The sequence below is a fragment of the Paenibacillus sp. B1-35 genome, assembly GCF_050474385.1.
In the GTDB taxonomy this organism is placed as follows: domain Bacteria; phylum Bacillota; class Bacilli; order Paenibacillales; family Paenibacillaceae; genus Paenibacillus_B; species Paenibacillus_B alvei.
Map to the genome: position 1 here is coordinate 838,391 of NZ_JBCHVJ010000002.1, position 14,202 is coordinate 852,592.

A 14,202-nucleotide genomic window follows, 5' to 3' on the forward strand; every position below is an offset into this window, starting at 1 on the left:
TGATGTATGAGAGGATGAGATAGATTGAATCTAATGCAACTTAAGGTGCCAGCAGGTTATGCCGTAACCTATAACAAATTCTATGATATAGATCCTGTCCTGAGTGAGGGTAATGATTACCTTATTGAAAACTGGGGGTTCTTCACAGAAGATTTATTACAAATAGTTAAACTAAAAATTCATAATGGAAAATGGTACATTCCTGAAAGTGAAGACACATTACTCTTTGATCTAGGCTGGTACCCAGATTCAGATATAAATGGTCATTACCATTTGCAACTTGTGGATGGTAAATGGAATGAAATGAAAAGCATCTCTTCAAAAGATCGTTTTTTAATAAAAGTGGCGCTTGAAGAATGGATGGAAGAACTACAAAAAGTGTAATCAGATCATTTTTGCGCAACTCGAAGAAAAAACTGATCATGAAGCCAACTTGAACATAAAAAACACGGAGTATCCTTTTGAAGGAATACAGAACTTTTTAATAGTAAATATAATCTAGGAATAGTGAGGGCATGAAGATGACGAAGAAGCTATATTATGAATCCGCCTATATCCGGGAGTGGAAGACACAAATCACTCGCAGAGTGGAGCGGGAGGATGGAACCTATCTAGTATTGAATGAAACAGCCTTTTATCCACACGGCGGGGGACAGCCCTGTGATCTAGGGTGGATCAATAAAATTCCGGTTCTTGATGTCGTTCTCGAAGAAGGGGAAATTCTTCACAAAGTCGAGAGTTCTCCAGAGCAGGAAGAGGTTGACTGCCGCTTGCATTGGGATAGAAGGTTCGACCATATGCAGCAACATAGCGGCCAGCATCTGCTGTCAGCGATGTGTCTGGAGGCATGCCAGGCAGAGACGCTCAGCTTCCACCTAGGTGAGGATTATGCGACGATTGATGTTGCTCGAACTGACTTGCCGAAGGATCAGCTTATGATGCTGGAGTTGGAGGTAAATGATCAGATTTACCTGAATCGCAAGGTTACTAATTATTTTGTGACTCAGGAGCAAGCTGCCGAGCTGCCACTCGTGAAGCAGCCGAAGGTAACCGACGATATTCGAATCGTTGAGATCGAAGGTATCGAGTATAACGCTTGTGGTGGCACACACGTCTCAGCAACAGGTGAGATTGGAATGATCAAGCTGCTGAGAGCTGAGAAGCAGAAGGGGCATATGCGTATCTATTTTAAGTGCGGATACCGTGCGTTGAACGAATTTAATGCCAGTGTGGAGATTCTCAGCAGTTTAGCGGCTCGGTTCAATACTGGAAAGGAAGAGATTCTGGTTCGGATTGAGAAATGGGATCAAGAGCAGAAGCAACTGCAAGCTGAATTGAATGCAGTAAAGGCCGAGAATGACGCTTATCTGGCTGGAAAGCTGTTGGCAGACCGTCAGGGAAGCTTAGTTAAGCATGTATTCACGGATAAATCGCTGAAGGACATGCAGAACTTGGCTGCAAAGCTTACCGAGCAAGCTGACGTCATCGTACTCTTCGTGTCCAATTCAGATCATAAGGTACTCCTCGCCCGAGGAGGAGAGGATGGTCTCGCCTGCGGTTCCTTCTTCAAACAGCATTTGGCCGATTATCGGGGCAAGGGTGGAGGCAGCGATAAGATGGCACAGGCCGGATTTGCCACTCGAGAGGATGCCGAGGCATTTTATCAATTTGCAGCACAGTCCTTACAAGGAAAATAGCTTTTTTGATCTCTTCATAAGAGTAGGATTGAATGATTGGTAAATTCGTGATGTAATTCATGGAACAAACTGCAGGTGGACTGTCATCTCAGAAAGATTACGTTGTCCGATCATTCGTTTTAAATTGGAAAGGCCAAGTGTTAGCGCACTTTACTTTTATTATAATACCCTAATAAGGTAAGGGAGTATAACGTGCAATCGAGCACGAAAACCGCTTGTTTATTTATTATTAGTCCTAGAGGGTCTACCTCTACTTATTTATCCCTTTGTATTACTCGCGAACCTAATGGCGCTTGCTGCACATCGGACTGGAAACGAAAGTGTATTCTTGATCACAATTGTGTTTCTTTTTATATCCATGTCAAGTGCGTATCCTCTGTCGTACTTATATGCGATTAATCATTATAGAATCAGTAGAAACGCACATGTGAACCAGTGGATATTATTCCTTCCACTATTCCATATTATTATTGTAGTTCTATTGGGTTTTTTATGGGGGTTATATTGAGATTAATCGTGGGAACAGGCTACGAATAACCTATTCATAGATAACAACCAGTCAGGAGAACAAAATGTACCATTGGAGGATTACCGAACTATAAAAAAGGATATTCATCGTTCTTTTCAGAGACACTGTAATCTGCCTACAGGCGGAGGAGGTGTCTCTCTTTGTATATAAGATGATATTTCCAATATTACACACTGTCGGTATACTTAGGGGAGAGTGAGTATACAGCAATGATCTTATCCGGCCGCATCATGAGTCAGTTCGATCGGATAATAAGTGATATAGGGGAGTAAGAAAAAGAGATGTAAAAGACTACTCATTCTCGAGGCGGCAGGGAGGTTTCGAACAATCTCGTGAATTTGCAGGTATTCGCGAAGTTCATAAATATAACCTTATATAACGTATTTGCGAACTTCGCAAAAAAAAGACGTTGTCGGAAATTCATGCGATTACTTTATTAACAAATATAAAGAAGGTGTATATCATTGGAGAATACACATATAAAAGTCTACTTTAGTATATTCGGGGATTCTTTTCCGATTGATGAGGTAACTGAGAAACTATTATTAAATCCAACTGAATCATATAATAAAGGCGATGTAATTCGTAAAGAACCTTCTTTACTTTTAAGGAAAGAAACCGTCTGGAATTACGGAATAGAATACGAAGAATCATATGACATTATGGACCAAGTAAATCAGGTGTTAAATGTATTAGAATCAAGAAAAGATATATTGATAGAGCTATCAAAAGAATTTGAAATAGAATTTTTATTTATGATTGTTATATGTGTAAGGGATGGGCAAGGACCGGCACTCTATTTAGATAAAAGAATTATTAAATTTGCTGGAACAATAAATGCTGAAATTCACTTTGATGTATATGATTTTGCATAGAGGTTTTTAGTTGAAGCAAAGAAGGCATGAACATCCGATAACAATGTATCTACGCTGCGGGGGTCAAGCCCCCTTGATCAGCCCGATGTAATTCGAAACCACCAGAGGTAAAGAAAGGAACTGCAATAAAATGAATCTCTTTCAATCGATTTAAAATATTATTGAGAAACATAATGAAATACTACCCTTTTCAGGAGCTATATTCTTCCAACAACAAGGAAAGACGTTTGAGCAAGGATATGGATATGCAAATCGCTCCGAAAAAATACAAAATACTTCTTATTCGAGATTTGGGATAGCATCTGGATGTAAAATTTTCACTTCGGTTGCTATATGTCAGCTTGTTCAAGAGGGGGTACTGTCTATTGATTCATATTTAAAAGATTGTTTAGATATTTCTTTTCCTAATTTCGATCCCGAAATTACAATACATCATTTATTAACCCATAGTTCAGGAATACCAGATTATTTTGATGAAGAGTTCATGAATGATTTTGAAGAACTATGGAAGGTCTTACCCATGTATTCCATTCAATCACCAGAATGGTCAAATGGAATTTTATCCAGGAGAGAGATTCTCCTACAATAATGCAGGTTTTATTCTATTAGGTTTAGTAGTGGAGCAGATTACGGGGATGGAATTTACAGATTACGTGGAGAAGAATATATTTCAACGCTGTGGGATGATTTTGTTGACTCCACATATCAAGGACAATGACCAGACGTATTACGGATATGGTGTTTGGATGTTAGTGTTTGATAACACCATTTTTAAATACTTTGTAATGGGTAGTGACCCGGGAGTAATTATGCAGTCATCCGTATATCCAAAAAGCAATTTACAAGCACATATTATCGGAAATATTAATAAGGGTGCTGGTATGATAGCAAGTAAAATAGATGAAGTAATCTATAAAGAATTATGAAAGTAAAGATTTTATAAGGACGTCGGAAGGTCTCTCAGCTTAGACTTTTATGATCGAGAACTCTGGAAGAGATGAACATCACTTAACAACGATCTACGCATCGGGCTAGAAAGGGATGAAAGAGATGGAAAAAATCAAAGCGATAAAAACCGAACTGGGTGAAATTCATGGAAGAGACGCGATCTTCTTAGATGATATTCAATTCAATTATCAAAAGAATGAAGTTACGTTAATTGGCGAGATAAGCGGAGGATTATGTACAGAAGCAGATGATGATGAGTTTATTGGATATGAATTGTTATTTAAGAAAGTTTATTATTTTAATATGGTTGAGTTAGATGTAAGTTTACAGATGTTTGATCATTCCTACCATGAAAGTAGTAGCTTCGTGGAAATAGGTAATACAAAAATACTTAGAGATATAAAGAATGCAAGAGGTCTAGAGCTGAAGCAATATGTAATATATACATATGACGACGTTTTCGTTATCGCATGTCAAGAATTTGAATTAAGATTAAAGAAATAAAAGCAGGAAGCAACGTTACACGAAAGATTGAGTAAGGTTTTGTCGAAATATATGTTTGGCTAAGCGCTTGATCCGCAAATAGTATAAAGAAGATGAAATTTCCTAGGAGGTATAGATCGATATGTCTGATCCTTGGGATATTTATTTTTGTGAGATTGAAGGTAAATTTGCATCAGTTGTATAGGATATGGATATCTGGAAGGAAATTGAGAAATCTGAGTATCCACATCCGATGGTTTTAAGAATACGAATCAAGAACCCTGGAGAAAGCGGTACTCCAATTAATGAAGAGGCTAAATTAATCAACGACCTAGAAGACAAAATCAATGATGAAAGTGCAGGTTTTGGATTCCATGTTGGCAGGGTGACTACTGATGGGATACGGGATGTATTTTATTATTTTTCTAAACCTTACGAGCTAGAAAAAGCAGCAGAGACGTATTTCTTGGAACATGGATATGAGACAGAGGTTCTTCATCTTGAAGAGGAAAATCCTTGGGATTTTTATTTTGAGTACCTTTACCCTAACAAGTATCAAATTCAACATATGGGGAATCGAAGAGTTGTCGAGCAGTTACGAGAGTCAGGGGATACGTTTGAAGATGTGAGAAAAGTAGATCACTGGGTCTATTTTCAATCTATTGAAGATAAAGAAAATTTCGATGCTAAGGTTAAACTTTTAGGATTCGAAATCGAATTAGATGCTCCTAATGACGATAAAATTTATTCTCATGTCTATCGTTCTGATTACGTCGACTTCCATTTGATAAATGAAGTTACGGATATTCTTGTTGATATAGCAGGAGAATGTAATGATGAATATGATGGATGGGGAACTACAGTAGTAAAGTAGATTAGGGGGAGAGACCCCTTCGCCAGGCTCAAATTGAAACAATATTTTTATAGTACCATATTCAAAAAACAAGATAAGAACACTTGTACGCAAGTGTGAATAAAGGTAAAATATAACTACAATTGAATCTTGGGTGGGCATGGTTTCCCTTCGAAAGGGGGTGAAGCCATGGAAGTAAAAGATGCAATAACGATCATGCTCCTTTTTGGAACGTTCATTCTTGCTCTTTTAACATACATTAATCATAACAACAAGAGAAAGTAATAACCCACCCCAAGGTTGCAGCCAAAGGTGGGTTAACTCCGTATTGACTAAGAAGGGATTACCCATCCAAGCCAATTGTATTGACCAAGTGTTCGCAGCACTTGGTCTTTATTACATATATAGTACCATAATCGAAAAGATGTATCAAAGGTCTGAATTGTTGAAATAGAACAAAAGATCCTTTTTCTCCATAAAGCCTCTTGGGTTTAAGATGCGACGGTTATATCGGTAGTAGTACAAAAAATGAAATTGAGTATACAATTGAAAATGGGAAAACGATTAGATACTTTTCTAAAAGCGAAATAGTAAAACACGATACGAGAAACAATGATACTATGACTGGCGACTGGCAATTAGAACTCACTGGGACAGTATAAAGGAACTTTCTGTAGGAGTAATCTCGAACTCAACCGTAAAGTATGTTTATGATTGGACATGATGTGTAGGCGAGTATGAAGCCGTATCTCTGCCATATGTACATAAAATGACTGCAAAAGCAAGTACTCTGCTCGAAAACCACGAAATATGCGTGAATAAGGCAGCAAAGCTCACTTTCATCTTCTCAAAAGAGTGGTATAATAGTGCGTCACTATGTAAGGTCAAGGGGATCCTTGGCACAATACACGAAGAAGAGATGATACGGTGAGTACAATTGTTCCCAGTATAAAGAGAAGAACGACCTTCCTGTTGAATAAATATTTCACAGGAGAAACGCTTGATTATAAGCAAATTATCGCGATTATTATTCCGATATTTGTGGATCAAGCTTTTATTATTTTGATGAGCCTGCTGAATACGGCCATGATCAGCTCCTCGGGAGTAGCGGCGGTTAGTGCGGTCAGCATGGTGGACTCGTTGAACATCTTCTTGGTCAACGTGTTTGTAGCTGTGGCGACGGGGGGAACCGTCATCGTAGCACAGTATAAAGGCCGAGGCAATGCAGATATGGTATCGAAGTCAGCTGCTCAAGCCATATCGGCAGTTGCGCTGCTGTCGATTTTGATCAGCGCGGTCGTTATTATTTTTCATAACCCCACACTAGACTTATTGTTCGGTCGTGCGGAAGCGGATGTATTGGATAACGCAAGGATTTTTTTGATCGGGAGCTGCCTCACGTATCCGTTCATTGCGATTTTCCAAGCTGTGACGGGGGCGTTGCGCGGCGTGGCAGAGACGAAGGCCTGTTTGGGTCTATCGTTCATTATGAACTTGACCTACCTGTTTCTAAATATATTGTTCATTACGGTATTCGATATGGGCGTAGTCGGATTGATCATTTCTATGCTTACGGCTCGTGTGCTGGGGATGGCGATATCGTTAATTTATTTGTTGAAGATCAATCAGACGCTGCAGTTCCGAATTCAGAATGCACTGAAGTTGAATTTTTCAATTTTGAAAAAAATTATGATTATCGGCATTCCATTTGCAGCGGAGCAGATGTTCTTTAACGGCGGGAAGCTGCTGACGCAGACGTTTATCGTTCAGCTCGGTACGCTTGCGATCACGATCAATGCCATAAGCGGTTCCATATCGCTTGTGTTCCAGATCGGAGCGAATGCCTTGAGCATCGCGATCGTCACGGTCGTAGGCCAATGCATCGGACGACGCAACATTGAGGATGCGAGGAAGTTTATCAAGTCATTTCTGTGGTTGTCCTCCATCATATTCGTTATTGCGGCAGTGATTCTCATGCCTTTATTCCCTTGGATCGTGAGATTGTTCTCTCCTCCCGCAGAGATCATTCCGGAGATCTTTACACTTACGGTGCTGATTGCGATTACCCAGCCATTTTTATGGTCGATCAGCTTTATTATGCCATCGGCTCTTCGCGCAGCAGGCGATTCCAACTTTACTTCGATTACCGCTATGCTCTCGATGTGGTTGTTCCGCGTCATTCTGGGCTATGTACTCGGGATACCGCTAGGCCTTGGTATTATGGGGGTATGGATCGCAATGGTCACGGAGTGGGGGATCCGCGGCTCCGTCTTCCTCTGGCGTTTCCGCGGGGAGAAGTGGTATAGCCGAAAGTTGATTTGATAGTTTCAAGAGCCATTACATTAGCTTTTGAAGACAAAGAAAAGACAGCGAATTCCTATTAAGAAGAGGAGTCACGCTGTCTTTTTTTGTTCTTGTACACTGGATAGCTCCGAGAGGCAGGAAGAGGGTGGTATTTCGTGGAATATTCTAAATGAAATATATTGCCATATGATAGGTAGCGGCCCAGTTATACATCATCAGTTACATTTATCCGCATCGCGCATCCCATCTATAATGCAATTTTACACCCATCTGACTACCACTTCGCAATGCGTTCTAACCGTTTCATCACAACATTTATGAAAGGGAGGTTTCTATGGAACTGCAAGAAATCAAGCAGAACTTAAAGGAAACAAGAGACAAACTGCTTGGAATTCTGAAAGGATTAACGGAAGACCAATTGAATGAACGAAAAGACGAAGATAGTTGGACTATCGGTCAGATATGTCAACACCTTGCCAAGGTAGAAGAAATATATGTCGTTGCCATTAAGCGGGGGTTGCAGAGCACAGAAGAATCATCCGTAGAACACAAATCAATCGATTCGCTGCTGGACAGAAAAATAAAGCTAGCGGCCCCGGACATTGTAAAGCCAACGGATGAACGTTTCGAATATGAAGACATCATTGCAAAGCTAAACAGTTCTAGACAACAGTTTGTTGAGATGCTAAACGCGATAGTGGATCCATCGATACTGAGTAGAAGACATTTTGTTCACCCTGCTTTTAAAGAGATGTTACTGATTGATTGGGTGAAATCGACGTACGTACATGAAGAAAGGCACATTCAACAAATTCAAGATATTATAAATGGGGTTAGATAAAGACTGGCATGCGGAAGATGCGGTCATTTCATTCCGAAATATACAGGTGAAGTCATTTCACTAGCGAATTTCATACGAGCAACAGCCGGTAATTGAAAGCAACTTTACGCTTGCATTCGATTGCCGGCTTTTTTTAATATTTTATTGAAAAAGGAGGATGCCCATGTACAAATTAATACTCGTTGATGATGAAGAAGACGTACGAGAAGGTGTGCTGCATGAAATTGATTGGGAGTCATTAGGGTTTTCGGTCGTGGAGACGGCAGAGAATGGTCAAGAGGCAATGGAGTACATTGAAAGATTGCAACCGGATATTGTGGTGACCGATATTCATATGCCTTTCATGAATGGATTGCAGTTGGCGGAATGGATTCGCAGCCATGATCCATCGATCAGAATCATAATCCTGACGGGCTACGATGAATTTGAATATGCGCAGAAGGCGATCAAGCTCCAAATTGATGAATACGTGCTCAAGCCATTTTCCGCTTTGGATTTGCAAGCCGCATTGGTGAAGGTCAAGCAGCAGATGGATCAGGAGGTTGCGGAGAAGAACAATCTACGAACCTTACAGGATCATTATAGGAAGAGCTTGCCCGTATTGCAGCATGTCTTTCTATCTTCTCTCCTTACAGGCAAGTGCTTTTTGGAGGACATTCAAGAGAAATGCGAGCGCTATGAGATGGATTTATCGGGTTCCGCTTACTTGGTCTCTGCAATTCAAATGGATCATAACAAAGAAGAGAAGAACCGGTATTTAGTGCAATTCGCCGTATGTAACATTGCCGAAGAGCTCATGTTGAAGCATATGCCGGGACGGGTATTTATTCACCATGATCATGTCGTTGTGTTAACGATGAGTATAAGTCAAGAGGAAGAAAGAATGAGTCGGGAGACGATCGGGCTCGTAGAAGAAGTTCTTCAGAGTGTCCACCGATTTCTCAAAATAACAGTTACAATTGGCGTGGGAACTGTCGTAAACGATTTGTCCGAGTTGGCCTCTTCTTATCAGGAAGCGGTACAGGCACTGCATTATCGATTGATTCACGGAAATCATCGCGTCATCTGGATTGAAGATGTAGAGGCGAAGCGGGTGAATCCGCTTGTATTCGATGATATGAAGGAGCAGGCCTTAATCCGCTGTATGAAGGTAGGGACGATAGAAGAAGCGCGGACGATGATGGACGAGCTGTTTGCTATCGTGGAATCATCCAAAGAGGTGTCGCTGCAAGACTTCCAAATCTATTGGATCGAAATGTGGACAGCTATGATGAAAGTAGTGAAAGATATGGACGTAAAATACGAGCAGCACCTTGGAGGTACCGTACACCCTTTGATGGAAATCTATCATTGCAATAATGCGTCAGAGGCAAAGAATTGGATGCTTCAACGATGTCTGAAAATCATGAATTGCATCGCCGTCGAGCGGCAGACTGGCTACAGGAAACTGGTGGATGAGGCAAAAGCGTATATGAAACTACATTATGCGGATCCGAATATTTCGATTCCTATGGTATGCAGGCATTTGCACATCAGCACAGGATACTTCAGCCATATTTTTAAAAAGGAAGCCAAAACTACTTTCGTAAGTTACCTGCTGGAGCTAAGAATGGAAGCGGCGAAGGAACTGCTGCGGTCGACGGATCTCAAAGCATTTGAGATTGGCGAAAAGGTAGGATATGCAGATCCGAATTATTTCAGCTTCTGCTTTCGCAAACGCTTCGGATTGTCGCCCAAGGAATACCGCAATCGGGATCGAGGGTGAAGGCATTATGGTAAACACCAAGAGCATTCAGTTTATTATTGCAAAAACGTTTATATTCATTACCGTGGCAGCGGTGTGTATAGTCAGCATTATGCTGTACAACAAATTTTCTAATACGGCGGAGAAAAATGCGGACTTGAATATTCAGCAAGTCGTGGAACAGGTTAACTATAACCTGGAGATATATGTGAAAAACATGACAAGTATCTTCGACGTCGTTCAAGACCTGATTCGTAAGAGTTCTTCCGTAACGAACCCCATTTTAATTGAGCAACTGAAAACCATTATGAAAACAAGAGAAGATTTGATTTCGATCGCCTTGTTTACCAAGCAGGGAAAGCTAGTATTCAACACCCCTGAACTGCCCATGCGGAGCAATACACAATTAGAGCGGCAAAGCTGGTTCGAATCTGCTATGGAGCGTCCAGATCAGTTATCTTTTTCATCACCTCATATTCAGAATTTATTTAAAACCACTTATAAATGGGCTGTCTCCATCAGTAAGCAAGCTTCCTATCGTGCGGGGGCAGGCAAGCCTGATCAAGGTGTGTTAGTTATCGATATGAACTTCAAGACGATCAATGAATTGAGTAAGCAAGTTTCTTTCGGCAAGAGAGGATATATCTACATCATCGATTCCATCGGCAATATCGTCTATCATCCGCAGCAGCAATTGATCTATGCAGGATTAAAGTATGAGAACTTAGAACGCGTCCTTACCTATGCGTACGGTAGCTTCCAAGATAACACGAGTGACGAGAGTAAGTTGATTACGATCAAAACGGTGAATCCGATCGGCTGGAAGGTTGTAGGCGTCGCCTACAGAGATGAGATCGTAACGGCCAAGTCAGAACTGAATACTTTTATTTTGTGGTTTCTCGTCATCGTCATATTGTTCGTGCTGCTCGTGTCGATCATCGTATCCGCGAGAATCTCACAGCCCATTCAGAATCTGGCAAAATTAGCAAAAAGTATTGGAAAAGGGGATTTTACAGTACCGATTACGACGATTGGCATTTATGAAGTGGATCAATTGTCCAACCGATTCAACATGATGCTTCGGCAAATTCGGCAGCTGATGGATCAGATTATTGTGGAGCAAGAGGCGAAGCGCAAGAGTGAACTTGACGTGCTGCAAGCACAGATCAATCCACATTTTTTATATAACACCTTGAACTCGGTCATTCGGCTTGCGGAGCGGGGAGAGACAAGGGAGGCTGTTACCGCAATTACGTCCTTATCGCGATTTTTTCGGATTAGCCTGAGCAAAGGGAAGAACATCATTACCGTGAAGGAAGAGATCGAGCATGTAAGGCATTACTTAATTATTCAGACCATTCGTTATAAGCGAAAGTTTCAATATGCAATTGATATTCAAGATGAGGCGCTGGATTGCATGACCATGAAGCTTATTTTGCAGCCAATCGTCGAAAATGCGATCGTGCATGGGATTGAGATGATGCAGGAGGAAGGAATGATCACCATAACAGCCGCTATTGTAGAAGATAAATTGATGTTGCAAGTAACGGATAACGGCTTAGGCATGCCGCCACAGATTTTGAAGGGTCTACTAACGAAGAAGGTAAGAAGCGAAAGGGGCTCAGGCGTAGGCGTGAAAAATGTTCATGATCGAATTCAGCTATGCTACGGTCAAGGCTACGGACTGGAGTTCGAGAGCGAGCTGGAAGAAGGCACGATGGTTAAAATCTGGCTTCCCATTGTCCGGAATGAAAGAGAGGACGAGTGATGAAGCGAATGAATCTATTCTTAGTCGCGATTTTGTCACTTTCTTTCTCCCTATCATCGTGTTCCATTCAAACCGATGTGATGTCGGATAATAGGTTCGTCATTGATCTGATCGTTAAAATGAATCAAGGCGATTACTGGAATACACTGAGGAGCGGGGCTGAGGCTGCGGCTAAGGAATTCAATGTGAAGCTTCAATTCCTGGCTCCGAATGATGAAGATGATATTTCAGGCCAGATCGAGTTAGTGAATCAATCTATACAGAACGGTCCAGATGCCGTAATTCTTGCGGCAAGCGATTATATGGGGTTGGCACAAGTGACCGATCGAATTGCCTACCACAACATCCCGATCATATCCATCGATTCAGAGGTGGGGTCTGCACGCGTGAAGACGTATGTCGGTACGAACAATTATGAAGCAGGGCAACTGGCCGCTAAGCGAATGATCGAATTGATTCATGAATCTGGGCAGATTGCAGTCATGAATTTTGTCCAAGCAGCCAAAAACGCGAGTCAACGAGAGGAAGGGTTTCAAGATTATGTGGCGAGATTTCCGAATGTTCGTGTTGTAGATATTCAATATTCGCAGTCCAATCAACGAAATGCGGAGGAGATCACACGCAGATGGCTCGCACAATATCCGAGTCTGGACGGGATTGTCGCATTAAATGCAGAGTCTTCAATCGGCGTAGGGCGAGAGATTCAACGATCCGGCAAAGGCGGAAAAGTGAAGGTGATCGCATTCGATAGTCCGCCCGAGACAATGGGATTATTGCAAGATGGAGTTGTTCAGGCGCTGATCCTGCAGAATCCGTTTAATAACGGGTATCTCGCTGTAAAGAATGCCGTGGATATTATTGAGGGGCGGAATGTGCCTGAAAGAATGGATACGGGCATCAAGCTAATTGATTTGGATAATATGCTGTGGCCAGAAAACCAGAAGCTGTTGATTCCATTCGTGAAATAAATGAGGCGCAAGGTGATGAGAATTTCGATAGAACTCAGGAGGATTTTCGATACCGTTTCTCATGGGAATCCATCATAATGAAAGCGTATTCTTTTGAAGGGCATTCAGGAATGATGTTGGAGGAGGTCTAGATCAAATGAGGAAAGCAACAGCTTTGATTATGGCGAGCGCATTATTTGCTGCTGTCATTACCGGTTGTGCGAGCGGAAAAGGTACAGGCGGGGATGGCGGCAGTGAACCGCAAGTAGGTGTTGCGATTTATAAGTTCGATGATACGTTCATGACGGGCGTACGGAATGCGATTGCGGATTCAGCCAAAGGCATTGCCCAAGCCGATATCGTGGACAGTCAGAATTCACAGCCGACCCAAAACGATAAAGTGGATTTGTTTCTTACGAAAGGGGTTAAAGCCTTGGTCGTTAACCCTGTTGACCGTACGGCAGCGGGTGTCATTATCGATAAGGCGATGGCCAAAGACATTCCGGTCGTATTCCTGAATCGCGAGCCATTGCCGGAAGATATGAAGAAATGGGATAAAGTCTATTATGTCGGCGCGAAAGCGGAGGAATCCGGTACGATGTCCGGTCAGCTCATTGCAGATTACTGGAAGTCGAACCCAGAAGCGGATAAGAACAAGGATGGCGTATTGCAATATGTCATGTTAAAAGGGGAGCCTGGTCATCAGGATGCTGAACTCCGTACGAAGTACTCAATCCAAGCGATCGAAGATGCGGGGATTAAAGTCGAGAAGCTGCAAGAAGACACAGGTATGTGGGATCGCGTAAAAGGGCAAGAGAAGATGGCGGCATTCTTGGCTGCGCATGGCGATAAGATTGAGGCCGTGTTTGCAAATAATGACGATATGGCCTTGGGGGCCATTGAGGCATTGAAGGCGAATGGCTATTACAAGGATAACAAATATATTCCTGTGGTAGGTGTCGATGCTACAGCGCCTGCGCTGCAGGCATTGGAAGAAGGCACATTGCTTGGAACCGTTCTTAACGATGCAAAAAACCAAGGAAAAGCCGCGATCAATCTCGCTAGCGTGCTCGCGAAAGGCGAGAAGCCTACGAAGGATAATGTAGGTTATGAGATCACAGATAATCAATACATTTGGATTTCTTATAAGAAAATTACGAAAGACAATATGGCTGACGCGAAGTAATGTGAACCGTTGCGATAGGCTTCAGAT

12 protein-coding genes and 1 pseudogene are annotated in these 14,202 nt (G+C 41.9%); all 13 read left to right on the forward strand.

Going from position 1 to position 14,202, the window contains the following annotated elements:
- Positions 1-33 precede the first annotated feature (33 nt).
- The 13 genes and pseudogenes from ACQ5BJ_RS11500 to ACQ5BJ_RS11560 all read left to right on the forward strand — a co-directional run bounded on the left by ACQ5BJ_RS11500 (position 34) and on the right by ACQ5BJ_RS11560 (position 14,175).
- Positions 34-384: a hypothetical protein gene (locus ACQ5BJ_RS11500; protein WP_241752071.1), complete on the forward strand. Its 351-nt coding sequence runs from the start codon at positions 34-36 to the stop codon at positions 382-384.
- A 137-nt stretch (positions 385-521) separates the two neighbouring features.
- Entirely contained in the window at positions 522-1,697 is a 1,176-nt protein-coding gene (locus tag ACQ5BJ_RS11505) for an alanyl-tRNA editing protein (RefSeq protein ID WP_430109583.1), read from the forward strand.
- A gap of 993 nt (positions 1,698-2,690) precedes the next feature.
- On the forward strand, positions 2,691-3,101 hold the full coding sequence (locus ACQ5BJ_RS11510; RefSeq protein WP_206703727.1) for a DUF4279 domain-containing protein: 411 nt from the start codon (positions 2,691-2,693) through the stop codon (positions 3,099-3,101).
- Positions 3,102-3,258: 157 nt separating this feature from the next.
- Positions 3,259-4,027, forward strand: a pseudogene (locus ACQ5BJ_RS11515) (serine hydrolase domain-containing protein).
- Between the two features lie 124 nt (positions 4,028-4,151).
- Positions 4,152-4,553, forward strand: coding sequence for a hypothetical protein (locus ACQ5BJ_RS11520; RefSeq protein ID WP_005550331.1), 402 nt, complete (start codon positions 4,152-4,154; stop codon positions 4,551-4,553).
- A gap of 187 nt (positions 4,554-4,740) precedes the next feature.
- The gene (locus ACQ5BJ_RS11525) at positions 4,741-5,406 is read left to right on the forward strand and encodes a DUF695 domain-containing protein (protein ID WP_430109580.1); all 666 of its coding nucleotides are present in this window, start codon (positions 4,741-4,743) and stop codon (positions 5,404-5,406) included.
- Between the two features lie 168 nt (positions 5,407-5,574).
- A complete protein-coding gene (locus ACQ5BJ_RS11530; protein ID WP_021255831.1) occupies positions 5,575-5,670 on the forward strand; it encodes a putative holin-like toxin in 96 nt (31 codons plus the stop codon).
- A 642-nt stretch (positions 5,671-6,312) separates the two neighbouring features.
- The gene (locus ACQ5BJ_RS11535) at positions 6,313-7,707 is read left to right on the forward strand and encodes an MATE family efflux transporter (protein ID WP_430109578.1); all 1,395 of its coding nucleotides are present in this window, start codon (positions 6,313-6,315) and stop codon (positions 7,705-7,707) included.
- A 316-nt stretch (positions 7,708-8,023) separates the two neighbouring features.
- On the forward strand, positions 8,024-8,530 hold the full coding sequence (locus ACQ5BJ_RS11540; protein WP_005550325.1) for a DinB family protein: 507 nt from the start codon (positions 8,024-8,026) through the stop codon (positions 8,528-8,530).
- Between the two features lie 163 nt (positions 8,531-8,693).
- On the forward strand, positions 8,694-10,295 hold the full coding sequence (locus tag ACQ5BJ_RS11545; protein ID WP_430109576.1) for a response regulator: 1,602 nt from the start codon (positions 8,694-8,696) through the stop codon (positions 10,293-10,295).
- A gap of 7 nt (positions 10,296-10,302) precedes the next feature.
- Entirely contained in the window at positions 10,303-12,042 is a 1,740-nt protein-coding gene (locus ACQ5BJ_RS11550; protein ID WP_005550323.1) for a cache domain-containing sensor histidine kinase, read from the forward strand.
- Positions 12,042-13,010 (forward strand): substrate-binding domain-containing protein, encoded by a 969-nt coding sequence (locus ACQ5BJ_RS11555; protein ID WP_268623118.1) that lies wholly within the window; start codon positions 12,042-12,044, stop codon positions 13,008-13,010. Before ACQ5BJ_RS11550 ends, ACQ5BJ_RS11555 begins: the two co-directional genes overlap by 1 nt.
- A 136-nt stretch (positions 13,011-13,146) precedes the next feature.
- Positions 13,147-14,175 carry a galactose ABC transporter substrate-binding protein gene (locus tag ACQ5BJ_RS11560; RefSeq protein WP_005550321.1) on the forward strand — a complete coding sequence of 343 codons (1,029 nt, stop codon included), beginning with the start codon at positions 13,147-13,149 and terminating at the stop codon, positions 14,173-14,175.
- Positions 14,176-14,202 lie beyond the last annotated feature (27 nt).

Coding starts and splice junctions, on each gene's coding strand:
- ACQ5BJ_RS11500 (WP_241752071.1), top strand. CDS start 34: ATGCAACTTAAGGTGCCAGCAGGTTATGCCGTAACCTATAACAAATTC.
- ACQ5BJ_RS11505 (WP_430109583.1), top strand. CDS start 522: ATGACGAAGAAGCTATATTATGAATCCGCCTATATCCGGGAGTGGAAG.
- ACQ5BJ_RS11520 (WP_005550331.1), top strand. CDS start 4,152: ATGGAAAAAATCAAAGCGATAAAAACCGAACTGGGTGAAATTCATGGA.
- ACQ5BJ_RS11525 (WP_430109580.1), top strand. CDS start 4,741: ATGGATATCTGGAAGGAAATTGAGAAATCTGAGTATCCACATCCGATG.
- ACQ5BJ_RS11530 (WP_021255831.1), top strand. CDS start 5,575: ATGGAAGTAAAAGATGCAATAACGATCATGCTCCTTTTTGGAACGTTC.
- ACQ5BJ_RS11540 (WP_005550325.1), top strand. CDS start 8,024: ATGGAACTGCAAGAAATCAAGCAGAACTTAAAGGAAACAAGAGACAAA.
- ACQ5BJ_RS11545 (WP_430109576.1), top strand. CDS start 8,694: ATGTACAAATTAATACTCGTTGATGATGAAGAAGACGTACGAGAAGGT.
- ACQ5BJ_RS11550 (WP_005550323.1), top strand. CDS start 10,303: ATGGTAAACACCAAGAGCATTCAGTTTATTATTGCAAAAACGTTTATA.
- ACQ5BJ_RS11555 (WP_268623118.1), top strand. CDS start 12,042: ATGAAGCGAATGAATCTATTCTTAGTCGCGATTTTGTCACTTTCTTTC.
- ACQ5BJ_RS11560 (WP_005550321.1), top strand. CDS start 13,147: ATGAGGAAAGCAACAGCTTTGATTATGGCGAGCGCATTATTTGCTGCT.